Annotated in this window: 20 protein-coding genes and 2 pseudogenes; 6 read left to right on the forward strand and 16 right to left on the reverse strand. The window is 67.2% G+C overall.

What is annotated here, in order from left to right; all coding sequences use genetic code 11:
• Positions 1–46 precede the first annotated feature (46 nt).
• Together tcuB and tcuA are read right to left on the reverse strand one after the other, a co-directional pair.
• Positions 47–1220, reverse strand: a pseudogene (gene tcuB, locus OJJOAM_RS24135) (tricarballylate utilization 4Fe-4S protein TcuB).
• Positions 1207–2649 (reverse strand): FAD-dependent tricarballylate dehydrogenase TcuA, encoded by a 1443-nt coding sequence (gene tcuA / locus OJJOAM_RS24140; protein ID WP_422650130.1) that lies wholly within the window; start codon positions 2647–2649, stop codon positions 1207–1209. The pseudogene tcuB and the gene tcuA overlap by 14 nt, the downstream one beginning before the upstream one ends.
• 391 nt (positions 2650–3040) lie before the next feature.
• Here tcuA and OJJOAM_RS24145 point away from each other — a divergent pair.
• Both OJJOAM_RS24145 and OJJOAM_RS24150 read left to right on the forward strand, forming a co-directional pair.
• Positions 3041–4015 (forward strand): annotated as a pseudogene (locus OJJOAM_RS24145) (DUF6351 family protein); the annotation flags it as partial.
• Positions 4016–4136: 121 nt separating this feature from the next.
• Positions 4137–5222: a DUF6351 family protein gene (locus OJJOAM_RS24150; protein WP_422650131.1), complete on the forward strand. Its 1086-nt coding sequence runs from the start codon at positions 4137–4139 to the stop codon at positions 5220–5222.
• Between the two features lie 130 nt (positions 5223–5352).
• On the opposite strand, the gene OJJOAM_RS24155 is transcribed toward OJJOAM_RS24150, so the two are convergent.
• Genes OJJOAM_RS24155 through OJJOAM_RS24165 form a run of 3 tightly spaced genes read right to left on the reverse strand, consistent with a single transcriptional unit; the run spans position 5353 to position 7008 of the window.
• Positions 5353–5874 (reverse strand): hypothetical protein, encoded by a 522-nt coding sequence (locus OJJOAM_RS24155; RefSeq protein WP_422650132.1) that lies wholly within the window; start codon positions 5872–5874, stop codon positions 5353–5355.
• 13 nt (positions 5875–5887) lie between these two features.
• Positions 5888–6745, reverse strand: a complete 858-nt coding sequence (locus OJJOAM_RS24160; RefSeq protein WP_422650133.1) for an ImmA/IrrE family metallo-endopeptidase — start codon at positions 6743–6745, stop codon at positions 5888–5890.
• Complete coding sequence (locus OJJOAM_RS24165; protein ID WP_422650134.1) at positions 6643–7008, reverse strand: helix-turn-helix domain-containing protein; 366 nt, start codon at positions 7006–7008, stop codon at positions 6643–6645. The genes OJJOAM_RS24160 and OJJOAM_RS24165 overlap by 103 nt, the downstream gene beginning before the upstream one ends.
• Before the next feature lie 243 nt (positions 7009–7251).
• Between OJJOAM_RS24165 and OJJOAM_RS24170 the strand changes: the two genes are divergently transcribed.
• Positions 7252–8172, forward strand: a complete 921-nt coding sequence (locus OJJOAM_RS24170) for a tripartite tricarboxylate transporter substrate binding protein (protein WP_422651048.1) — start codon at positions 7252–7254, stop codon at positions 8170–8172.
• A gap of 145 nt (positions 8173–8317) precedes the next feature.
• Here OJJOAM_RS24170 and pcaD read toward each other — a convergent pair whose 3' ends face one another.
• The 6 genes from pcaD to OJJOAM_RS24200 form a co-directional block, all read right to left on the reverse strand.
• Positions 8318–9100, reverse strand: a complete 783-nt coding sequence (gene pcaD / locus OJJOAM_RS24175; RefSeq protein WP_422650135.1) for a 3-oxoadipate enol-lactonase — start codon at positions 9098–9100, stop codon at positions 8318–8320.
• A gap of 162 nt (positions 9101–9262) precedes the next feature.
• A complete protein-coding gene (catC, locus tag OJJOAM_RS24180; RefSeq protein WP_422650136.1) occupies positions 9263–9547 on the reverse strand; it encodes a muconolactone Delta-isomerase in 285 nt (94 codons plus the stop codon).
• A 139-nt stretch (positions 9548–9686) separates the two neighbouring features.
• A complete protein-coding gene (locus OJJOAM_RS24185) occupies positions 9687–9983 on the reverse strand; it encodes a YciI family protein (RefSeq protein ID WP_422650137.1) in 297 nt (98 codons plus the stop codon).
• A 58-nt stretch (positions 9984–10041) separates the two neighbouring features.
• Positions 10042–11385, reverse strand: coding sequence for a short-chain fatty acid transporter (locus tag OJJOAM_RS24190; protein ID WP_422650138.1), 1344 nt, complete (start codon positions 11383–11385; stop codon positions 10042–10044).
• A 310-nt stretch (positions 11386–11695) separates the two neighbouring features.
• Positions 11696–12385, reverse strand: coding sequence for an IclR family transcriptional regulator (locus tag OJJOAM_RS24195; protein ID WP_422650139.1), 690 nt, complete (start codon positions 12383–12385; stop codon positions 11696–11698).
• Positions 12322–13497: an IclR family transcriptional regulator gene (locus OJJOAM_RS24200; protein WP_422650140.1), complete on the reverse strand. Its 1176-nt coding sequence runs from the start codon at positions 13495–13497 to the stop codon at positions 12322–12324. Before OJJOAM_RS24200 ends, OJJOAM_RS24195 begins: the two co-directional genes overlap by 64 nt.
• Before the next feature lie 228 nt (positions 13498–13725).
• On the opposite strand from OJJOAM_RS24200, the gene OJJOAM_RS24205 reads away from it, so the two are divergent.
• Both OJJOAM_RS24205 and OJJOAM_RS24210 read left to right on the forward strand, forming a co-directional pair.
• The gene (locus OJJOAM_RS24205; protein ID WP_422650141.1) at positions 13726–14880 is read left to right on the forward strand and encodes an acyl-CoA dehydrogenase family protein; all 1155 of its coding nucleotides are present in this window, start codon (positions 13726–13728) and stop codon (positions 14878–14880) included.
• A gap of 86 nt (positions 14881–14966) precedes the next feature.
• Entirely contained in the window at positions 14967–15944 is a 978-nt protein-coding gene (locus OJJOAM_RS24210) for a Bug family tripartite tricarboxylate transporter substrate binding protein (RefSeq protein WP_422650142.1), read from the forward strand.
• Between the two features lie 192 nt (positions 15945–16136).
• Here OJJOAM_RS24210 and OJJOAM_RS24215 read toward each other — a convergent pair whose 3' ends face one another.
• Entirely contained in the window at positions 16137–16574 is a 438-nt protein-coding gene (locus OJJOAM_RS24215; RefSeq protein WP_422650143.1) for a PRC-barrel domain-containing protein, read from the reverse strand.
• 308 nt (positions 16575–16882) lie between these two features.
• Between OJJOAM_RS24215 and OJJOAM_RS24220 the strand changes: the two genes are divergently transcribed.
• On the forward strand, positions 16883–18364 hold the full coding sequence (locus tag OJJOAM_RS24220) for an alkaline phosphatase D family protein (RefSeq protein WP_422650144.1): 1482 nt from the start codon (positions 16883–16885) through the stop codon (positions 18362–18364).
• Between the two features lie 191 nt (positions 18365–18555).
• On the opposite strand, the gene OJJOAM_RS24225 is transcribed toward OJJOAM_RS24220, so the two are convergent.
• The 4 genes from OJJOAM_RS24225 to gsiC all read right to left on the reverse strand — a co-directional run bounded on the left by OJJOAM_RS24225 (position 18556) and on the right by gsiC (position 22506).
• Positions 18556–19386 carry a M55 family metallopeptidase gene (locus OJJOAM_RS24225; RefSeq protein WP_422650145.1) on the reverse strand — a complete coding sequence of 277 codons (831 nt, stop codon included), beginning with the start codon at positions 19384–19386 and terminating at the stop codon, positions 18556–18558.
• Between the two features lie 77 nt (positions 19387–19463).
• Positions 19464–20648 (reverse strand): P1 family peptidase, encoded by a 1185-nt coding sequence (locus OJJOAM_RS24230; RefSeq protein ID WP_422650146.1) that lies wholly within the window; start codon positions 20646–20648, stop codon positions 19464–19466.
• Between the two features lie 14 nt (positions 20649–20662).
• Positions 20663–21577 carry a glutathione ABC transporter permease GsiD gene (gene gsiD / locus OJJOAM_RS24235; RefSeq protein WP_223819641.1) on the reverse strand — a complete coding sequence of 305 codons (915 nt, stop codon included), beginning with the start codon at positions 21575–21577 and terminating at the stop codon, positions 20663–20665.
• A gap of 8 nt (positions 21578–21585) precedes the next feature.
• Positions 21586–22506: a glutathione ABC transporter permease GsiC gene (gene gsiC / locus OJJOAM_RS24240; protein ID WP_422650147.1), complete on the reverse strand. Its 921-nt coding sequence runs from the start codon at positions 22504–22506 to the stop codon at positions 21586–21588.
• Positions 22507–22556: the final 50 nt, after the last annotated feature.

Genomic DNA, 22556 nt, shown 5'->3' on the forward strand with positions numbered 1-22556 from the left:
TCTCTCTCTCCTTGTGTTCGTTCGCTCGTTCGTTCGATCGCCGGACTCAGTCCGACCCCAGCGCCAGGTCGCTGGGCCGGCGTTTTTCGATATGCCATTTCAGCAGCGCCGCGCTGCGATAGATGCCGTGCGCAAACTTGCCGTAGGGCAGCGTCAGGAACAGCGCCATCACGATGCCTAGATGCACCGCCAGCAGCGCCGCCATCGCGCCGGTATCGCGCCAGGCCAGCAGCGCCAGGCCGCTTGCGCTGGTCAGGAACAGCAGCGCGATGAAGCCGCGGTCCATCGGACGCTGGTCCGGATCGCCGGTGCGCGGATCGCGGCGCAGATTCAACCACAACAGTCCCGCCGGACCGATCAGCAGGCCGATGCCGCCCAGCGTGCCGAGCACCACCGGCAGGCTGGTATACGCATACGGCGCGTGCAGGCCCAGCGCATAGTGGTAGAACGTCGCCACCGTCGTCGCGGCGAAGCACAGCATGAAGCCGTAGAAGGTGAAATGGTGGAAGCGCCGGCGGGCCAGCGTGAAGGCGTCGTCCTCGTTGTTGCAGCCCTCGCCGTGGCCGCCGTCGAGATAGCGCAGGCGCAGCGCATCATTGGCGGCGCCGGTCGCGGCCGCGGCGCGCGATTCGCCCGGCCGCGTGCCCGGGGGAGACCTGCCGCCAGAAGCGCGTCACGCCCACGCCGAGCGCGAGGATCGCGAACAGGAAGACGACGCCGAACATCGTCGCCAGCAGGTTATGCGGGAAGATCGCGTAGAAATTGCCGGCCATCGGCTCGTGCCACAGGCCGCCGCCCATCGCCACCGCCATCAGCAGGAACAGCGCGAGACCGGCGGCCAGCGCCAGCGCTGTCGCCAGCCCGGCGCGCCGGTACAGGCCGCCCAGTGCGGCGGGAAACGCGTAATCGCCATAAGTCTGCACGCGGACCTTGGCCATCGCCTGCGGAATATTGACCGCGAACTCGTGCGGCGGCGCGTACTGGCACGCATGAAAGCAGGCGCCGCAGTTGTGGCACAGGTTCGACAGGTAGTGGATATCGGCCTTGCCGAAGTCCAGCCGGCGCGTCATCGCCGGAAATACCGCGCAGAAGCCCTCGCAATAGCGGCAGGCATTGCAGATCTGCAGCGTTCGCGCGACTTCGCTTTCGTCGCCGGTCAGCGGCAGCGCCGACTGCGCCAGCGCCGCCGCTTCGCGCGTCAGGGCTTCAAGATGTTGCATGTTGCTGTTCCAGAGATTCGGTGCTGGCGCGCGCGGCGGCGCCCCGTTGTGCGGCGGCGGCCCGCGCCGCCTGCGTGCCGGCGATGCGGCCGAACGCGGTGCCGATCGACATGCCAACGCCCGCCGTATAGCCCTTGCCCAGCACGTTGCCCGCCATCATTTCGCCGGCCACGAACAGGTTGGCGCTTGGCTTGCCGCCGAAATGCACGGCGGCCTTGTCGTCGACCTTCAGGCCGAGATAGGTGAACGTGATGCCCGGGCGCAGCGCATAGCCGTAGAACGGCGGCGTGTCGATCGGGCGGGCCCAGTGTGTCTTCGCGGGCGTCAGGCCCTCCGTATGGCAGTCGTCGAGCACCGTATGGTCGAAGGTGCCGACGCGGCAGGCCGCGTTGTAGTCGCCGACGGTGCGCATGAAGGTCGCCTCGTCGAGGCCCAGCTTGCGCGCCAGCTCGGGCAGCGTGCGGGCCGTGACGCCGGGGAAGACCGGCGGCATGAAGCGGCCGATCGCCTTCGCGTCGATGATCGAGTAGCCGATCTGGCCGGGCTGCTGCGCCACCAGACGGCCCCAGATCGCATAGCGCTTGGGCCAGAAGTCCTCGCCCTCGTCGTAGAAGCGCTCGGCGTTGCCGTTGAGCACCACGCCCAGCGAGACGCAGTCGATGCGGGTGCAGATACCGCCGTCGTACAGCGGCGCGCGCGCGTCGATCGCCACGCAGTGCGATTGCGACGGATCGCCGATGGCGTCCGCGCCGGCGTCGATCATGTACTTGAGCAGCACGCCCTGATTGAAGCGCGTGCCGCGGATCAGGAAATTGTCGGCGGGCCATTCGCCGAGCTCGTTCTGGCCCCAGGCCTCGCGCAGCCATTCGCGGTTCGATTCGAAGCCGCCGGCCGCCAGCACGCAGGCGCGCGCCTCGATGCGCTCGCTGCCGACGCGCGCGGCCACGAAGCGGTCGCCGTCAAGCTCGATCGCATCGACCGGCGCCTCGTAGCGGATCTGCACGCCCAGCTTCTCGGCGCTGCGGTAGTAGGCATTGACCAGCGCCTTGCCGCCGCCCATGAAGAAGGCGTTGGTGCGCGCGACATGCAGCGCGCCGGACAGCGGCGGCTGGAAGCGGACGCCATGGCGGCGCATCCAGTCGCGGCAGTTCGACGAGGCACGGATGACCAGGCGGGCCAGGTGCTCGTCGGTGATGCCGCCGGTCACTTTCAGCAGGTCCTGCCAGTATTCCTCTTCGGGATAGGCGTCGACCAGCACATCCTGCGGCGCGTCGTGCATGCAGCGCAGGTTGCGGGTGTGCTGGGAATTGCCGCCACGCCATTCGCGCGGCGCGGCCTCGAGCAGCAGCACGGATGCACCGGCTTCGCGCGCCATCAGCGCGGCGCACAGGGCGGCGTTGCCGCCGCCAATGACCAGGACGTCGATCATGCGACGTCCTCGGATGAGGGCATGGGGAAGAAAGGCACGGTTCGGTCTTGTCGATGTTTGACGCGACTCTACCGATACCTGCGGGCCCTGCTAAGGCGCCGGACGGAATGGGGGCTTCACGATTTGTGAAGGGTACGGCGGGCGGGCGCTGCCAGGCGTTTGAGGGCTCGACTCGGCGCGCCGGGAGAGCGCCATGTACCGTCCCCGATATCCGCTTCTGGTCAGCTTTCCTCGACATTGTATTTGGCAGGACCGAACACTAAGCTCGTCGTACGCATGCATGTCGGCGCAAGTCCCGAGCGGCTTGCAACCCACCACGACTCACTACGGAAGAGGAGTCGACGACATGAACATCCTACGGCGATGGCCCAGGATGGCGCTCGCATGCGCCATGCTTGCGGCCCTGACAGCATGCGGCGGCGGCCACGACGACGACGACGGCCCCGAAGCGGCGCCCACCATCCAGCTGCTCTCATCCTCACCCGACCACGTGACCGGCGGCAACGCGTTGATCGACATCACCGTGCCGCGGCAGATCAAGCTGGACCGCCGCCCGCTGCGGATCGAGCTCAACGGCAACGACGTGACGCGGGAATTCCGCCCGCTGCTGGACGATCTTCGCCATCTGCAGGCCGTCGTGACCGGCCTGCGCGATGGCGAGAATACGCTGACGGCCAAGATCGGCCGCGAAACTGCCACGCTCAGAATGACAAACTACCCGATCACCGGCCCGGTGATTTCGGGGCCGTGGCAAACGCCGTTCATCTGCCAGACGGAGAGCTTCGTGCTGCCGGACGGCTCGCGCCTCGGTCCGCCGCTCGATGCCAATTGCAGCGTGGCCACGCGCGTGCACTACGTCTATCAGAAGAACACCGGCGGCGCGCTGGTGCCGATGCCGAGCACCACCTCGCTGCCCGCCGATGTCGCCAGCACGACGACGCTCGAGGGCCGCACCGTTCCGTTCGTGGTGCGCGTGGAAACCGGCACGGTCAATCGCGGCATCTATCAGAACGCGGTGCTGCACGATCCCACCAGGGAGTCGGCCCCCACGCCGCTGAAGCCGCCGAAGGCATGGAACAAGCGGCTGATCGCGGTCGAGGGCTTCGGCTGCCCCGGCGGCTGGTACATCCAGGGCGCGGCGCAGGGCAACATCTCGGTCGCCGGGTTCGACTTCACGCTGCTCAACGTCAGGCGGCTTGGCGAGGGCTACGCCACGTTCGCCAATACGCTGCAGCACGCGTCGAACAACTGCAACGCGGTGCTGGCCAGCGAGGCCGCGATGATGTCGAAGGAAGCGGTGATCGAGACGTTCGGCGTGCCGGTCTTTACCGTCAGCGCCGGCTGCTCGGGCGGATCCTACGGCAGCGCCCAGCCCGCCGACCGCATCCCCGGCCTGTTCGACGGCGTGCTGATCGCCTGCACCTTCCCCCGACCCGCTGTCGATCGCACTGTCGGGCTCGGATGGGCACCTGATCACGCACTACATCATGGGGAATCCCAACGCGCTGACCGATGCGCAGATCGCCGCGGTGACCGGCTACAAGAGCCGCAAGGCCTTCGAGGACGCCGCCAACCAGGCGGGACGTACCGATCCGGTGCCGGCACGCCAGGATTATCCGGGCTATGTGTCGGGCGTGTTCAACGCCGCCGTGCCGCAGGAGCTGCGCTATCACCCGGTCAATAACCGGACCGGTGCGCGGCCGACCGTGTACGACGCCGCCAGGAATATCTACGGCATCGACAAGGGCACCGGCTTCGCGCTGCGTCCGTTCGACAATGTCGGCGTGCAATACGGGCTGGCGGCGCTGAACGGCGGAGGGATCACCGTCGACCAGTTCCTCGACCTGAACGAGAAGGTGGGCGGCTACGACCAGGACGCGAACTACGTTCCGGCGCGCTCGCTCGGCGATCTCGGGGCGATCCTGCGCGCGCAGCAGTCCGGGCTGCAACTGGGCGGCAATGGCGGACTGGCGACGATCCCCGTGCTGGACGTGACCGGGGTCTATAACGAGGACACCGCCTATCACTACCAGTGGTTCCATTTCGCGCTGCGCGAACGGATGCTCGCCGCCAACGGCGATACCGCCAACCACGTGATGTGGCGCGGCAATCCTGTGCCCGCCGATACCGCATGGGACATGTTCATCCGGTGGGTGTCCGCCTACAAGGACGACAAATCGCAGGCGCCGCAGAAGCAGCGGGTGGTCACGCACAAGCCGCGGGATGCGGTGGACGGCTGCTGGCGTTCGCAGACCGATTTCGTCGCCGAGCCGCAGACCCTGAGCAGCACGCCGGACACGACCTGCAATTCGCTGTTCCCGTCGTGGACCGCGCCCCGCATCGCAGCCGGCGGCCCGATCGCCGGCGACGTGATGAAATGCACCTTGAAGCCGGTCAATCCCGCCGACTACAGCGTGCCCTTTACGCCCGACCAGCTGAACCGCCTGCGCGCGATCTTCCCGACCGGCGTCTGCGACTGGACCCAGCGCGGGGTCAGCCAAACGGGCGTGGTGCCGAACGGTTCGTTCGGTCCCTCGCCGGTGAATCTGGTGTTTGATATTACGAAGTCTTGAGATTGGCGGTAAGTACGGGAGCGGGGCCAGTTCGGCCCCGCTTTCCCTACCGCGCCGCGTGCGAGGCTATCGAGTGCTGGCCGAAAAAGGCCATGGGTTAGCGGACCACCCTCCGCCTGGAGGAAATCGGCTACGGGAGGATTCCGAGCCGAATCTTCATCTTGATCTCTCCCAGCCAATCTTCCCTGTAATGCCGAGCTAGGCAACCGATTTGCCCCGGCGTGGCGCCCGACGTTCGAGCAAGATGTTCGAGCGACGTCAGCGAATCGATCCAGCCGAGACCACCCGTCGCGACGATCGCCGCCTTGTCCGCCGTGGACAGCAGGATCAGGGCTTGCGGCAGCAGCTTGTTTGCATGCAGCCAGGCGAGCAAATGCAGTTCTCCGTCGTCCAGGGCCTGACAGTGGGGATAGGCGAGTACCAGGTCGACCAGGTCGCGCCTGCCCACGGCATGCCTTCCGCTCAAGCCGGCGGTCAGGGCGCTGCGGTCCACCGGAATACGACGAGGATCCGAAAGATCTCCGGTAAGCGCCTCTTCAATACACTTCTCTACCGTTTCAATCGCGTAACGCTCGCAGATGGCGAACCAGCATCCGGTACGGAACGCTTCCAGGATGATGTTGGTGTCGACGAACACCCTGACCTTCGCCATGCGATGTCGGCCCTCATAGCTCGAATGGTGCCGGCAGCGAATGCTCGGCGAACAGGTCGTTCAGCATCGGCAGGCTCATGCCCATCGCCTTGGCCGCCTTGCGGGCAGAGAGCTGGCCGCGGTCGATGGCAGTGTGAAGCATGCTGACGAAGCTCTCCGAGAAGCGCTTTGGCTTTCGACCTGCACTGGATCGTTGACGCTCTTTGCGCAGTTCTTCGCGCGTCGCAGCGTCGATACGCTTCATGTTGTACAGACGCCAAGCCAGCGCAATGGGACAAACGCGCAACTCAGCGGCGACATCGACGAGATGATCGATATCCGAGCATCGACGCGGGTCGATCAATTGCTGCAGAGACTGGCTCGGCATCAGCAGCGCCGCGGCGAAGTTGTCCGCAAGCTGCTCGATGCGTTTTGCCCTGCCCCGGGCTTCGAATGAGTTTGACTCCCGGTGGTCGGGTTTCATGGCGTCCCATGTCAATGCATGGAACAGTTCATGAGCGAGATCGAAGAAGCGGCGAGCCTCGGATTCGTTGCGATTGATCAGGATCACGCCGAGGTCATGCAAATGACAGGTCGCGCCCGAAATGGAGTCGCCCCTGGGTGTTTCAACGGCGTCGACAAACAGGACCGGGATATCCAGATCCCGCTCGATACGCTCGGCAAGCCGCTCGGCCGGAACCGTGCCCAGATCCAGCGCGGCAACCAGCGCTTCGGCGCGCGCGATGGCATCCTCGAACGACGACTGCGCACTCAGGCGCAAGCTGTGCTTCAGTGGATTGGTGCCGCCGCGCTGGCTCTCGCGCAGCCAGCGCAATAAACCGATCCACTTGCCGGCGCTCGATTCAAACCCATCGAGCTCTTCTTCCGGCACGCTCGGGGCCGCTCGCCAGGAAAACTGCGCCTCGCCCGCGACGGCGAACGGGTCGAGAAAAAATCGACGTCTCGGTCCAGCAGTTCGGATATGGCCAGCATCTCGTCCGACTTGAGGGCGCGCTTGCCGTTTTCGATGTCCGACACCGACTGGCGGTCGTTCAGGCCGAGAGCCTGGGTGAGCTGATCCTGCGTCCATGCCTTGGCCTCGCGTGCCGCCTTGACCCGATAGCCGATCAGCTTTTGTGAAATTCGTTCGAACATCGTCGCCTCCCCGGGAGAAAGCATTTTATTCTTGCGAACAGGGTTTCGCAAGATATTCATGCTGAACGAAGGTCGCAGGACGGGCTAGCACCGCGTTTCCGATGATGAGTTGAGCGGTTCCATGGCCGAGGCAACGTAGGGGGGTGCTATCGTCGGCACCTGGCATCCCGTACCACACCCAGACATTGTTGGAAGGAGACAACCTTGAAGCCACGCATCACGTGCCTGGCGGCGATTGCCTTGATGGCGAGCGCCGCGGCACACGCCGCCTATCCCGAACGCCCCATCAAACTGATCGTGCCCTTCCCGCCCGGGCAGGCGACCGACATCTTTGCGCGCGCGCTCGGCGAGCGGCTCGGCAAGCAGCTGGGGCAATCGGTGGTGGTCGAGAACCGTGCGGGCGCCGGCAGCAATATCGGCATGGAACTGGCCGCTCGCGCCGCGCCGGATGGCTATACGCTGGTGATGGCCGGCAGTGCGATGGCGATCAACCAGACGCTGTACGCATCGATCGGCTACGATCCGCGCCGCGATTTCCAGGCGATTTCGGGCGTGTTCTCGGTGCCGCTGGTCTTCCTGTCGACGCCCGCGTCCGGCATCACGTCGCTGCGCGATCTGGTGAGCAAGGCCAAGGCGGCGCCGGGCAAGCTGAGCTACGCGAGCGCCGGCATCGGCGGCACGCAGCATCTGTCCGCCGAGATGCTGAAGGCGCGCGCCGGCATCTTCATGGTCCATATCCCGTACAAGGGAAGCGGCCCCGCGCAGGCGGACTTCCTCGGCAATCAGATTCCGGTGATGGTCGACTCGATCACCGCGGCCTTGCCGTTGATCCAGTCGAAGAAGGCCGTGCCGCTGGCCGTGACCGCGGGCAAGCGCGTGCCGCAGCTGCCAAATGTGCCGACCGTGCAGGAGCAAGGCGTGCCCGACTTCGAGGCACTGGGATGGGCGGTGCTGATGGCGCCGGCCGGCACGCCGCCGGCCATCGTGTCGCAGCTCAATGCCGAAACGGTGAAGGCGCTGCAATCGCCGGAGCTGCACAAGTTCATCGTCGACCGCGGCTCGGAGCCGATGCCGATGTCGCCGGAGCAGACCGCGCGGTTTGTCGACAGCGAGATCCGCAAATGGTCGACGGTGGTCAAGCGTTCGGGCGCGAAGGTCGATTGAGTTGGTCGTCTCCCGTGCGCAGGCAGGGGGGGACGGCCGCACGAACGCGTCGTCCCGCCTGCGCGTCGGACGACGTGGCGTCGTTGCCCAGTCCTTTGACCTGGCCTTTCGGCGCAAGTCAGAGGAACCACGACCACCTGGGCTTTCAGGCGCCAGTCAGAAAATCGACGACCGCCTGCGTGAAGCGCTCCACCTGCTGCAGATTCGACAGGTGGGCCGCCTCCAGTTCGACATAGGACGCGCCCGGAATCGTCTCGGCCATATAACGGCCATCGGACGGCGGGGTCGGGATATCGCCCGAGCCCGCGATCACCAGCGTCGGCACCGCGATCCGGTGGATGTCGGCGCGCAGATCGTTGTCGCGAATCGCGCGGCAATTGGCGGCGTAGCCGGCGGCATCGGTCGCGCCCAGCATCGCGCGCAGCTGCTGCACCAGCTCCGGATGCGCGGCGGCGAAGTCCGGCGTCAGCCATCTGTCGACGACCGAGGCCGCGATCGATCCGACCCCATCGCGCTCGACCGCCGCGGCACGGTTGGTCCAGTTCTCCGGCGGGCCGATATAGGCCGCGGTATTGCACAGCACCAGCTTGTTCAGCCGCGCTGCGTGGTTCAGGCCCAGCCACATGCCGGTGATGCCGCCCATCGACAGCCCACAGAAATGCGCGCGTTCGATCTGCAACGCATCGAGCAGCGCGATCACGTCGCCACCGAGCTGGGCGACGGTATAGGGACCGGCGGGCACGGACGAGCGGCCGTGGCCGCGCGTGTCGTAGCGCAGCACGCGGAAATGCTGCGTGAAGGCCGCGATCTGCGGCTGCCACATGTCGAAGTTGGTGCCCAGCGAATTGGACAGCACGAGCACCGGCAGGCTCGGGTCGCCATCGAGCTGGTAGTGGAGGCGAACGTCGGAAAGGTCGGCGAAGGGCATGGCGGAAGCGGTTCTCAGCGGTTTCTGCGGTTTGCGGCGATTGTCGACGGTACTCGGCGGTACTCGGCGGTACTCCGCGATTGTCGGCGGTACTCGGGACCAGGAAACGATCGATGCTCCGGCACGGGGCGCGGCATGCGCCCGCGCGGAGCGACACAGACATCAGTTCTGCGCGATCGCGGAACCGTGCTGCGCCAGCGGCGTGACCTTCATCTCCATATACGGATACAGGGGCAGCGAGGTCAGCAGCGTATGCAGTTCGTCGTTGTCCTTGACGTCGAAGATGCTGACGTTGGCGTACTGGCCCACCACGCGCCACAGGTGGCGCCACTTGCCTTCGCGCTGCAGCTGCTGCGAAAACGCCTTCTCGTCGGCCTTCAGCTTGTCGATGGCCTGCGGGTCGGCCGAATGGGGAATGCGGACGGTCATTTCAACCATGAACAGCATGGCGATCTCCTTGTTGTCGCGGTACGGTAAGGGGGGGTAAGCGAGGTCATACCGGGGCGATCGACGTCACGGGCGAGCCCATCGCGCCGCGGTGCCAGCGCCGCTGCGCCGGCCCGGCGCGGTCCGATCGATCGGGATGTCAGAGACAGCAGACGCCGTCGAGATAGGCCTTGCGCCAGCGCGTGATCCGCACTTCGGCGAACAGGCCCGCCCGATGGAAGGGATCCGCTTCGATCAGCGCCTGCGCGGCCTCGCGGGTATCGACATCGACGATATAGAGACCGCCGCCCGCATCGCTGCCATCGTCGTTCAGCTTGGCACCGCAGGCCAGCAGCAGCGACTTGTTGGCTTCGAGGAAGTCCAGATGCGCCGGCCGCTGCGCCTTGCGCACGTGCTGGTGGTCGGGCTTGTCGAAGGTCTCGATGATGTACGGCATGGTGTCTCCTGTGTTGTCGTTGGGGAAAGAGCGGTGATCGATGGCCAGACCCGGATCGTCAGATCTGCGCGCCCCACGCCAGCATGGCCACGATGTAGATCAGGCCGACCCAGAACATCATGATCACGGTGTAGCCCATCACGTCCTTCAGCTTCAGCTTTGACAGGGCCAGCGCCGGCAGGATCCAGAACGGCTGCACCAGGTCGTTCCAGGCATTGCCGAGCATCACCGACATCGAGGTCTGCGCGATCGAGCTGCCGATCGCCTTGGCCGCATCGATCATGAACGGTCCCTGGATGACCCAGTGGCCGCCGCCGGAGGGCGCGAAGAAGTTGATGAAGAACGAGCTGACCAGCCCCCAGAACGGCAGCGTCTGCGGCGTCGCGATATCGACGAACACGCGCGAGATGGTGTCGACCAGGCCCGATCCGGCCATCACCGCCATGATGCCGGCATAAAACGGATACTGCAGGATGATGCCCGAAATCGTCTTGATACCCTCGTTCAGCCTGGCCACGTAGTTGGCCGGCGTGCCGAGCAGCAGCACCCCGATGAACAGGATCAGGAAATTGATCAGATTCAGGTCGAGCGTGCCGCCCTGCGTGAAATACAGCCCCACGTAGGCCAGCCCGCAGACACCGATCAACAGGCTCAGCAGCCGGCTGTTGTTCATCCGCGCGGCCAGCGTGTTCTCCAGCCCCACGCTGTGGCCGCCCGCCGCGCTGCCCTGCTCCGCGCGCGTTTCGGCTTGCGCATTGATTTCGGTCACGTCCTTCGGATCGCGCGGGTGCAGCATCGCGTTGAGCAGCGGCAGTGTGATGATCACCGCCAGGCTGGTCAGCAGCATCGGCGTCGAGAAGATGGTGTCCTTCAGCGCGATCACGCCCATCAGCTTTTCCATCGGATGACCCGGGGTGGAGATCAGCACCGGGATGCTGGCCGACAGGCCGAGGCCGTACAGCGTGAAGCCGCTGTAGGCCGCGGCGATGATCAGCGGGTAGTGGACGCCCTTGACCTTCAGCGCGAGCTTGCGCGCGACGATGCCACCGATCACCAGCCCGAAGCCCCAGTTCAGATAGCTGCCGATGCCGCCGACCAGCGTGGCGACGATCACCGCGCCGCGCGGCGTGGCCACACGTTCGACGATGCGATCGAGGAAACGGTCGACCAGCGGCGCGGTCGCCAGCACGTAGCCCATCGCAAGGATCACGGCCATCTGCGTGGTGAACGCCAGCAGGTTCCAGAAGCCCTTGCCCCACTCGAGGATCACGTCGGGCGCGGCCTGCCCCTGCACCAGCATGGCCATCACCATGCTCAGCAGCGTCAGTCCGATGGCAAAAACGAAGGGGTCCGGCAAATACCGGCGCATCAGTTCAGTAAAGAACCCGGCGACCTTGCTCAAGATCTGTCTCCAAAAACGTGCCGAAAGGCTTCGCGTGTTGCTGCGCTAGTGCCGCACTTCGAACTAGCGTTCTATCTACGAACACATTGGCTGTAGGACGGGGATCGTAGAGGCGTGTTTACGCAAGGTCAAGTCAACGAAGAGCAGGATTGAATCGGATTTCGCAATAACGGAGGCGAAACAGTGACGAACGCGCCATTGCTGCGATGCGGAATAAAAGCACGGCGCCCGGGACTTCGGCCTTGCTCTTCTCCAAGCCGGCGCTTGGCGCGCCGCAGCATGCCGGGCCCGAAGCCGGGTTCCCGGCGCTCTATCGCAGCCCCAGCATCCTCTCGATATCGAGCATCAGCGCCCGCAACTGCGGCCCGGCCTGCTTCTCGACCGCCGCGAAGCTGCCCTGCGCGGCCGGCACGCCGCAGTTCAGCACGAACAGCTGCGAGCCCACCGGCTGGCACATCGGCACCGCGAAGCCGTAGACCTCCGGACGCCATTCGGCGCGGTTGGCGCAGTAGCCCTGCCGCTCCAGGTCGCGGCGGGCATCGGCCAGGCGCGGCTGTGCGCGGGCGAAGGCCTCGGGGTCCTGCAGCCGCAGCTGGTTCAGGACCGCATCGCGTTCGTGCGCCGGGGCGTGGCTGAGCCACGCGCGGCCGATGGCGGTGGACAGCATCGGCAGCGCGGCGCCGATCTCCGGCGTCACGATCAGGCTGTCGGTCGAGCGTGCGGTCTCGACATAGATCATCTGCGTGCGATCGCGGATGCCGAGCGACACGGCGCCGCACAGCCGGTCGGCCAGCGCCTTCATCATTGGCCGCGCCAGCTGGCGCAGATGCATGCTGGCCAGCAGCGGATAGCCCATCGACAGCACCGCCGCGCCGAGCCGGTATTTGCGCAGCACGGTGTCGTGGCGCAGATAGCCCAACGCCGTCAGCGTATGCGTCAGCCGGGCCACGGTGGTCTTCGACAGCCCGGTGCGCTCGGCGAAATCGCGATTGCCGAGCATCGCGTCGCCGCTGTCGAAGGCCAGCAGGATGTCGATGCCGTTCGCCAGCGTGGCGGCGAACTGCCGGTCCTTGTCGGCCGGCTCGCTCGAACGCGGCAGGGCTGCGCCGCGCTGGCGCGCGAACCGGGCCGCGAGCCGGCGCGCACATCGGAACGCTCCCCCGAGCGCGCGTCGGACCGCGCGTCGGACCGCGCGTCGGAGCGCGAGTCGGAGCGCGAGTCGGAGCGCGAGTCGGAGCGCGAGTCGGAGCGCGAGTCTTGGCGCGACTCCGAGCGCGAGCCGGAGCGCAATCCAGGGCGCGAGTCAGAGCGCGCGCCAGGCCGCGTCATCGGCTCTTCCTCAGCGCGGCCTCGACCTTCGCGACCATCCTCAGCAGCCGAGGCCCCATCTGCCGCTCGAGCTTGCGCGGGGGTCATCCGCACGCCCAGCACCCCACAGTTGAACACCATGACTTCCCCATCGATACGCGAGGCCAGCGGCGCCGCCACCGCATGAATATCGCTCTGCCATTCGCCGCGCGAGGTGCAGAAGCCGAACTCGGCCATCTCTTCCCGGGCGCGCTCGAGGGCGGACGCCTGCCGCCGGAATTCCGCCGGATCGGCCTTGCGCAATGCCGCCAGCACCGGCGCGCTTTCCTGCGGCGACGCCGTGCACAGCCAGGCGCGCCCGATCGCGGTCGGCAGCATCGGCAGCGTCGCGCCGATATCGGGCCGGAACGCCATCGCGTCGTGGCCGCGGCTCGTCTCCACATAGACCATCTGCGTGCGGTCGCGCAGGCCCAGCGATACCGATCCGTCGATCTCGTCGGCCAGTTCCTTCATCAGCGGCCGCGCCAATTGCCGGATGCGCAACGTGGCCAGCAGCGGGTAGCCCAGCGCCAGCGTGGTCGATCCCAGCCGATAGCGGCGCAATTGCGCGTCGTAGCGCAGCAGGCCGCGTGCCGCCAGCGTGTAGGTCAGGCGGCTGACGGTCGCCGGTGACAGGCCGGTGCGCTCGGCCAGTTCCTTGTTGCTGAGCACGCTGTCGCCGATGCCGAAGCACTGCAGCAGCGACAGGCCGTGCGCCAGTGTGGTGGCGAAAGCCGGATCGGGATGATGGGGGCGTGGAGCCATCGGCAGCGGCGGTTCGGATCTCCAGAAACAAGAGGCGGCACGCCGCGCGCATCGCCCCACTGGCCTCGATCATAGCGCGCCGGGCCGCCCCGGCAATGGCAGTTTGTTCAAGATAGCGAAACAACGATCCACTATTTCCGCCCGCATTGCTACGCTGCCTTCCACTCCGATGCCGGACCACCGGCATGTCCCCCGGTCCACTGCCAACCGAAACAGGAAGCCATCACGATGATCCGAGACCCCGAGACCTATCCCGCATTTCTGGCGCAACTGCGCCGCTTCGTGCAGCAGCGCCTGGTGCCGCGCGAGGCCGAGGTGGCATCGCGCGACGAGGTGCCGGCCGACCTGGTCCGGGAGATGGCCGACATCGGGCTGTTCGGCTTCTCCATTCCGGAGACCTACGGCGGCGCCGGCATGACGACCGAGGAGCTGGTGCTGGCCGCGATCGAGCTGTCGCAGTGCTCGGTGGCCTTCCGCGCGCGCGTCGGCACCAATACCGGCATCGGTTCGGAAGCGCTGGTCGCCGACGGCACGCCCGAGCAGAAGCAGCGCTATCTGCCGCGCCTGGCGAGCGGCGAGATCACCGGCTCGTTCGCGCTGACCGAGCCGGAAGCCGGATCGGATGCGACGGCGCTGACCACGTCGGCGCGCCGCGATGGCGACCACTATGTGCTCAACGGCACCAAGTGCTTCATCACCAATGCGCCGATCGCCGGACTGTTCACGGTGATGGCGCGCACCGATCCCGAGACCACCGGCGCGTCCGGCATCTCGGCCTTCCTGGTCGAGCGCGGCACGCCGGGCCTGAGTACCGGGCCGGCCTACCGCAAGATGGGCCAGGAAGGCTCGCCCGTGTCGGAGGTCCATTTCGACGATTGCCGCGTGCCCGCCGCCAACCTGATCGGCGGTGTCGAGGGCCAGGGCTTCCGCACGGCGATGAAGGTGCTGAACAAGCAGCGCATCCATCTGTCGGCGTTGTGCATCGGCCCGGCCATCCGGATGCTCGACGATGCTATCCGCTTCGTCAGCACCCGCAAGCAGTTCGGCGAACCCTTGTCGAGCTTCCAGCTGGTGCAGGCGATGATCGCCGACTGCCAGACCGAGATTCACGCGGCCCGCGCGCTGGTGCTGGAGACCGCGCGGCAGCGCGACCGCGGCGAGGACGTGACGATGCAGGCGTCGATCTGCAAGTACTTCGCCTCGGAGATGTGCGGGCGCGTCGCCGACCGCTGCGTGCAGATGTTCGGCGGCTACGGCTATATCGCCGACTACGGCATCGAGCGCTTCTATCGCGACGTGCGGCTGTTCCGCCTGTACGAGGGCACCAGCCAGATCCACCAGCTCAATATCGCCAAGCGCACGCTGGCGCAAGCCGGCGCTTGATCGGCCGCTGGATCGGACGCTTCATCGGACGCCTGATCGGACATTCGATCCAGCGGCCCGGCCGATAAAACACAACAGGAGACACCATGTTCAAGACCCTTGTCGCCACCATGGCGCTGGCGATCGGCACCGCCACGCTGAGCGGCGCGACCCGCGCCGAAGCGCCCTATCCCAGCAAGCCGATCCGTCTGGTGGTGCCGTTCGCACCCGGCGGTTCGTCCGATATCCTGGCGCGCCTGCTCGCCGATCGCCTGAAGACAGAGCTGGGCCAGGTGGTGGTGGTCGAGAACAAGCCCGGCGCGGGCGGCAATATCGCCGGCGAGAGCGTCGCGCGCGCGACGCCCGATGGCTACACGCTGCTGCTCGCCGCGGCCGGGCCGACCGTGATCAATCCGAGCCTGTACAGCAAGATGCCGTTCGATCCCGCGCGCGATCTGGCACCGGTCACGGTACTGGCGCGCGAGCACAACCTGATGGCGGTGAAGGCCCAGCTGCCGGTGCGCAACCTGTCCGAGTTCCTGGCCTATGCGCGCAGCCATCCCGGCAAGCTGTCGTTTGGCTCGCCCGGCAACGGCACCGTTGCGCATCTCGGCGGCGAACTGCTGAACCGCACCGCCGGCCTGCAGATGCAGCACGTGCCGTACAAGGGCAGCGGCCCCGCAGTCGCCGACCTGATGGCGGGCCATATCGACCTGATGATCGACAACATGCCGGCGCTGCTGGCCCAGGTGCAGGCGGGCAAGCTGCGGCCGATCGCGGTCGCCAGCGACAAGCGCGCCGCCGCGCTGCCCGATGTGCCGACCTTCGACGAGGCCGGCGTCAAGGGCTATCTGGTCACCGCGTGGAAGGGTCTGATGGCGCCGGCCGGCACGCCCAAGCCAATCATCGACAAGCTGCATCAAGCCTGCGCCCGTATCCTGGCCAAGCCGGAGATGCGCAAGCGGGTGATCGAACTCGGCGCCGAGCCTGTCGGCAACAGCCCCGAAGCGTTCGCGGCGCAGATCCGCAGCGAGACCGCGTGGTGGGCCGCGCAGGTCAAGGCGACCGGCACGCGCCTCGATTGACGCCCGCTTCGCTGGCACAGCGACGACACCCCGCCACGCAACTGGCCGCGTTGCGCGGCCAGGGGTGATCTAGCGGGGACTGCCGATAACCTGGGGCGCGCCGCTTGCGGGCGCGTTCCCCCATTGCGGAATTACATGCCGCTGTAAGAACGACGCGCCCGCATGGTTCCCACGCGGTGCGCGCCGCCGATTTCACAGCGTGCCGCCGCCGGACAGCCAATACGGCTCGCGCTCGTAGTACTGGTGCAGCTGCGTTCCCCATTGCGGGTCCGCCATGCGCGGCCACTGGTCCTTGTTGAAGCCGGGCGCCGACTTGATCCGGTCGGCCGTGATGCCGAGGCGGAAGCATTTCTCGTCGGTATCCATGACCAGCGCGTTCCACGGAATCGCGTGCAACGTGTCGCCCATGCCCAGAAAGCCGCCGGTGGTCAGCACGGCATAGGCAATGCGGCCGCGCGGCACGTCGAGCATGATTTCGCTGATCTCGCCGACGTGCTCGCCGTCGGACGAATAGACCTTGGTGTCCTCGAGGCTGGAGGCCGCCATCACTTCCGGGCCGGGGCCTTCGCCGACGCCCGATCCTACGATGCTGGCACCGCCCTGATTCGTGCCGGGTTGCGAGGGATTCATCTCCATCTCCTTGATCGTTGGTACGCAGGAACTGGTGTTCCGCAACGACCATGCCATCCCGCTGCCTCGCGTCTGCTGCGCGCCTGCCGCACGCCTGCCCCGGCCAGCGCGGGCTTTCATCATTCTTTCGCAATCGCCCGCTAAGGTCCTGCCTTTCCCTTCCCCCACACCCGAGAGGCAGGACATGACCCGATCCCCTTACCCCCCGTCGACGTTTCCTGATCCATACCGGCGCGCTCGGCCTCGGCACCAGCCTCGGCCTGACCGCCTGCGGCTCCGACGACTCGCCCGAGGCGCCGGCGGTCATCGTGCCCGACAGCGAGCGGCCCAAGCTGCCGTACGGCATCCAGATCGGCGATGTGGGCGACGGGCGCGCGGTGATCTGGGCGCGCGCCGACCGCGCCGCGCAGCTGCGCGTGGAGTACGACACCACCGACAGCTTCCGCAATCCGCGCAAGGTGCTCGGCCCCACCGTCAGCGCCGCGTCCGATTTCACGGGCCGCGTGGAACTGTCAGGCCTGCCGGCCGGCGAATCGATCTTCCTGCGCGTCGCCTGTGACAGCATCGACAATCCGCGCGCGACCGGCGTGGTGGTGCCGGGCCAGTTCCGCACGATCCCGCGTACCGACGCCAATCGCCCCGTGCGCTTCGTCTGGGGCGGCGACGTCGCTGGCCAGGGCTGGGGCATCAATACCGAGTTCGGTGGCATGAAGATCTTCGAGGCGATGCGCCGCCGCGAGCCGGACTTCTTCCTGCACAGCGGCGACACCATCTACGCGGACGGCCCGATCCTGGCCGAGGCCACCGCCGAGAACGGCCGCGTGTGGAAGAACCTGGTGACGCCGGAGGTCTCCAAGGTCGCCGAGACGCTGGACGAGTACCGCGGCCGCTACCGCTACAACCTGATGGACGAGAACGTGCGCCGCTTCTCCGCCGAGGTGCCGCAGATCTGGCAATGGGACGACCATGAGGTCACCAACAACTGGTCGCCCACCAAGGACCTGAGCGCCGACGCGCGCTACACCGAGAAGAACATCGCCACGCTGGTGGCCCGCGCCACCCAGGCGTTCCGCGAATACGCGCCGATGCGGATCGGCAGCACCGCGGCGGAGCAGACGCTCTATCGCAAGGTTTCCTACGGGCCGCTGCTGGACGTGTTCGTCCTCGACATGCGCACGTATCGCGGCGCCAATACCGCCAACCTGCAGACCACCGAGAACGGCGACACGGTCTTCCTCGGCAACGAGCAGCTCGAATGGCTGGTCAACGGCGTCAAGCAATCGCAGGCCACCTGGAAGATCATCGCCGCGGACATGCCGATCGGCCTGTGGGTGCCGGACGGCAAGGACGCCGCCGGCAACGCCCGCTGGGAAGCGATCGCCAACGGCAACGACGGCGCCGCGCTGGGCCGCGAGCTGGAAACCGCGCGGCTGCTGCGCGCCATCAAGGGCGTGCCCAATGTGGTCTGGCTGACCGCCGACGTGCATTATTGCGCCGCGCACTACTACGATCCGTCGAAGGCGCAGTTCACCGACTTCTCGCCGTTCTGGGAATTTGTCGCCGGCCCGCTGAACGCGGGTACCTTCGGCCCCAACCAGCTCGACGCCACCTTCGGCCCGCAGCTGGTTTTCCAGAAGGCGCCGCCCGCGGGCCAGGCGAACCTGTCGCCCTACTCGGGCTTCCAGTTCTTCGGCGAGGTCAATATCGATCCGTCGACGAAGGCGCTGACGGTGGACCTGCGCGACCTCGATGGCGTCAGCGTGTTCAGCAAGACGTTGCCGGTGGCTTGAGGCCGGGCGCCGGCGGACCGCTGGCACTGATTCTTGCCGGCGGAATTCTCCCTCCCCCCTCACGGGGGCGAGGGTTGGGGAGAAGGAGGTGGTTTCAAACTGCAGCGACATAGCGGCTGCCGTTTGCTCTCTCTCCCGCCCCTCTCCCGCAAGCGGGAGAGGGGAGAAAACCCACGCTGCCCCATTCGCCGCTAGCGCAGCATGAACGACATCGCCGACAGGCAGTTCAGCATGCGCACCGCGTCGGTCACGCTGGGCGCATCGAAACTCAGCGTGACGCCATCGAGCCGCCGCAGCGTCGGCCATTGGCAGAACAGGTCGGCGTGCGCGGGCGTCAGGGTCCGCAATTGGCACGTGACTGGGCCAGGAATGGTGAAGGGTCGGGCCGCGGCCGGATCGGCCCGCAGCGCGCGGACCGCGGCCTGCGCGGCCGCGCCGATCGCCTCGCACGCAGCCGCCGGCGTCATCGAATCCCCGCTGCCCTGCCCCTGCGCGCGCTTGGTGGCCACGTAGCGCACCCACGGCATCAGCGCCGACGTTTCCTCGACGAAGACATCGTCGCCACTCGCCATCAGCACCGGCACATCGGCCTCGCCCGCCAGCGCGGCGTACAGCCCCGCTTCGCCGAGTTCGATGCCGCCGATCGTCACGCTGGCGAACGCGCTGCTGTTGATCGTATGCGCCAGGATGCCGCGGCCTTGCGCGCGGCCGTGATAGCCGATCATCAGCACGCCGTCGCAATCCTGCTCGATCCCGCTCATCATGCCTGCGTAGCGCGGCTTGCCGAGCACGATGCGCACGCGCGGGTCCAGCAGGTCGGGCAGCAGGTTGCGAAAGCCGCCATGCGAGTCGTTGACCCAGACGGCCTCGGCCCCGGCAGCGAAGGCGCCCCGCGCGGCGGCATCGGCCTCGCGCGTCATCCAGGCACGGGCACGCTCGTACTCGCCATTGCCCGGGCGCGTCTGTTCGGGATGGAAGACGCCGGCGACGCCCTCGATATCGGTGGAAATCAGGATCTTCATGGGAATGGCGCGCGCAAAACGCAGCGGCGACGCACGCAGGAATGGCGCGCGCCGACCGCAGCGGCGGCGTGCGCGGTTCAGTCGGCGGAATTCAATTCAGGCATCCACGACAGCAGGCTGCGGCGGCAATGGCCGTCGCGGCCGCTGACGGTCTCGGCATGCCACAGCGCATGCAGGATGGCCTGCTCGACGCTGTCGGCCACGGCGTGGAACAGCGGATCGAGCGCGGTTTCGTGGACCATCGCGATGGCAGGCATCGGCGTGGCGGCGTCGTGCGGCACGGTGTAGGCGGTGCTGAAGGCCAGCGCGATATCGCCGGAACCATGGCCGTAGACCGACCCGGTGCGAGCCAGCCCCGCGCCGGCGCGCCGCGCCAGCCGTCCCAGCTGGCGGGAATCGAGCGGCGCGTCGGTGGCGACGATCATGATGATCGAGCCCTTCTCCGGCGCGGCGTCAGCGGCAGTCTGCGCGGCGCCAGTTGCGGCCCGCCCCGCGTCCGTTGCAGCGGGCGCAGCGTCCGTTGCGGCGGCGTTCGTTGCGGCGGCGTCCGTTGCAGTAGCGTCCGTCGCGGAGGGCGCGGCCAGCCGCTGCGCCAGTTCGGCACCGACCCGCCTGCCGGCGACCGTCAGCATCGCCGGCGTGCCGTAGTTGACCAGCACCAGCGCACCCACGCGGTGAGGCCCCGCCACCCGCGACGCCGTGCCGATGCCGCCCTTGACGCCGAACGCCGACATGCCGCGCCCTGCCCCGACCGCGCCCTGCGCAACATCGGCGCCGGCTGCGGCGCAGGCCTGCAGATAGTGCGTTTCGCCGATGGCCATCGCCTGGATGTCGTTCAGATAGCCGTCATTGCATTCGAACACCAGCGGATTGACGGTGGGCCAGCCGCGGCCGATCTCGGCGTGGGCCGCGATCGCCTGCCGGATCTGCGCCTGCGCCACCGCGCCGACCGCAAAGGTGTTGGTCAGCGCGATCGGCGTCTCCAGCACGCCGAGCTCGTCGACCTGCACCAGCCCGATGCTCTTGCCGAAGCCATTGAGCACCGCGGCCGCGGCCGGCACCTTGTCAAGATACGGATCGCGGGCGTGCGGCAGCACCACGGTGACGCCGGTCTGCACCGCGCCATCGGCCAGCGTGCAATGGCCCACGCGAACGCCCGGCACATCGGTGATCGCATTGCGCGCGCCGGCGGGCAGCTCGCCGATATGCGGCGGCAAACCCGGTGGCGGCAAGCCCGTCGCGACGGCAGGTTCATCAGGCATCGCAACGATCCCCATCAGCGACGGTCGATCTTCGGATCGAGCGCGTCGCGCAGCCCGTCGCCCAGCAGGTTGAACGCGAGCACGGTCAGGAAGATCGCCAGGCTGGGGAAGATCGCCACATGCGGGGCGGTGACCATGTCGGCGCGCGCTTCGTTCAGCATCGCGCCCCACTCCGGCGTCGGCGGCTGCGCGCCCAGGCCCAGGAAGGACAGGCTGGCCGCGGTGATGATCGAGGTGCCGATCCGCATCGAGAAATAGACGACGATCGACGAGATCGTGCCCGGCAGGATATGCCGCATCAGGATGGTCCAGTCGGACGCGCCGATGCTGCGCGCGGCCTCGATATAGGTCAGGCGCTTGAGCATCAGCGTGTTGCCGCGCACCAGCCGCGCGAACGCCGGGATGCTGAAGATCGCCACCGCGAACACCACGTTGACCATGCCGTTGCCCAGGATGGCGACGATGCCGATCGCCAGCAGGATGCCCGGAAACGCGAACAGCACGTCGGAGATCCGCATCACGATCCGGTCCCACCAGCCCTCGTAGTAGCCGGCCAGCAGGCCCAGCAGCGTGCCGACGATGGCGCCGACGATCACCGAGAAGAAGCCGGCGGCCAGCGAGATGCGCGTGCCGGCCAGGATGCGGCTGAAGATGTCGCGGCCCAGCGAATCGACGCCGAACCAGTGCGCCGCCGACGGCCCGGCGTTCAGCGCGTCATAGTCGAAGTAGTTCTCGGGATCGTATGGCACCAGCTGCGGCGACAGCACGGCGACGATCACCAGCAGGATCACGAACACGCCGGCGGCCAGCGCCAGATGCTGACGGCGGAACTTGCGCCAGAATTCGCTCCACGGCGTGCGCACGGGCTCGGCCTGCGCCGCGGCGCCCGGCACGGCGGCCTCGTTGGCCACGGTCGATAGCTCGGTCATGGACGGCCTCACTTGTATCGGATGGTGGGGTTGATCACCGTGTACAGCAGATCCACCACCAGATTGATCAGAATGAATTCGAGCGAGAACAGCAGCACCTCGGCCTGGATCACCGGGTAGTCGCGCATCTCGACGGCATCGACCAGCAGCCGGCCGAGGCCGGGCCAGTTGAACACCTTCTCGACGACGATGGAGCCGCCGAGCAGAAAGCCAAACTGCAGGCCCATCATCGTGACGACCGGGATCATCGCGTTGCGCAGGCAGTGCTTGGCGACCACCAGCGACTCGCGCACGCCCTTGGCGCGCGCCGTGCGCACGTAATCCTCCTGCAGCACCTCGACGAACGATGCCCGCGTAAAGCGCGCCATCACCGCGGCCACCGCGGCGCCGAGCGTCAGCGACGGCAGGATGTAGTGCTTCCAGCTTTCCGCGCCGATCGACGGCAGCCAGCCGAGCTGGACCGAGAAGATCTCCATCAGCAGCATGCCGAGCGCGAAGGCCGGGAACGAGATGCCCGACACCGCCAGCGTCATGCCGATGCGGTCGGGCCAGCGATTGCGCCAGACCGCCGAGCCGATGCCGATCAGCATGCCGAACACCACGGCCCACAGCATCGAGGCGACGGTCAGCCACAGCGTCGGATAGAAGCGGTCGCCGATCTCCTCGCTGACCGGACGCTTGGTGCGCAGCGAGGTGCCGAATTCCCCTTGCAGCGCATTGCCGAAGAAGGTGACGAACTGCTCGTGCAGCGGCTTGTCCAGGCCCAGGTCCTTGCGCACCAGTTCGACGGTGGCGGCATCGGCCTCCGGCCCCGCGGCCAGCCGCGCCGGATCGCCGGGCAGCAGGTGCACGAACAGGAAGACCAGCACCGCGACGATCAGCATCGTCGGCACCACGCCCAACACGCGCTTCAGAAAGTAATTCAACATGACGACTCCGTGGGTCTGCGCCGATCAGGGGTGCGATCGGCGCGGACACC

This window comes from Cupriavidus sp. H18C1 (assembly GCF_049311595.1).
Classification (GTDB): Bacteria; Pseudomonadota; Gammaproteobacteria; order Burkholderiales; family Burkholderiaceae; genus Cupriavidus; species Cupriavidus cauae.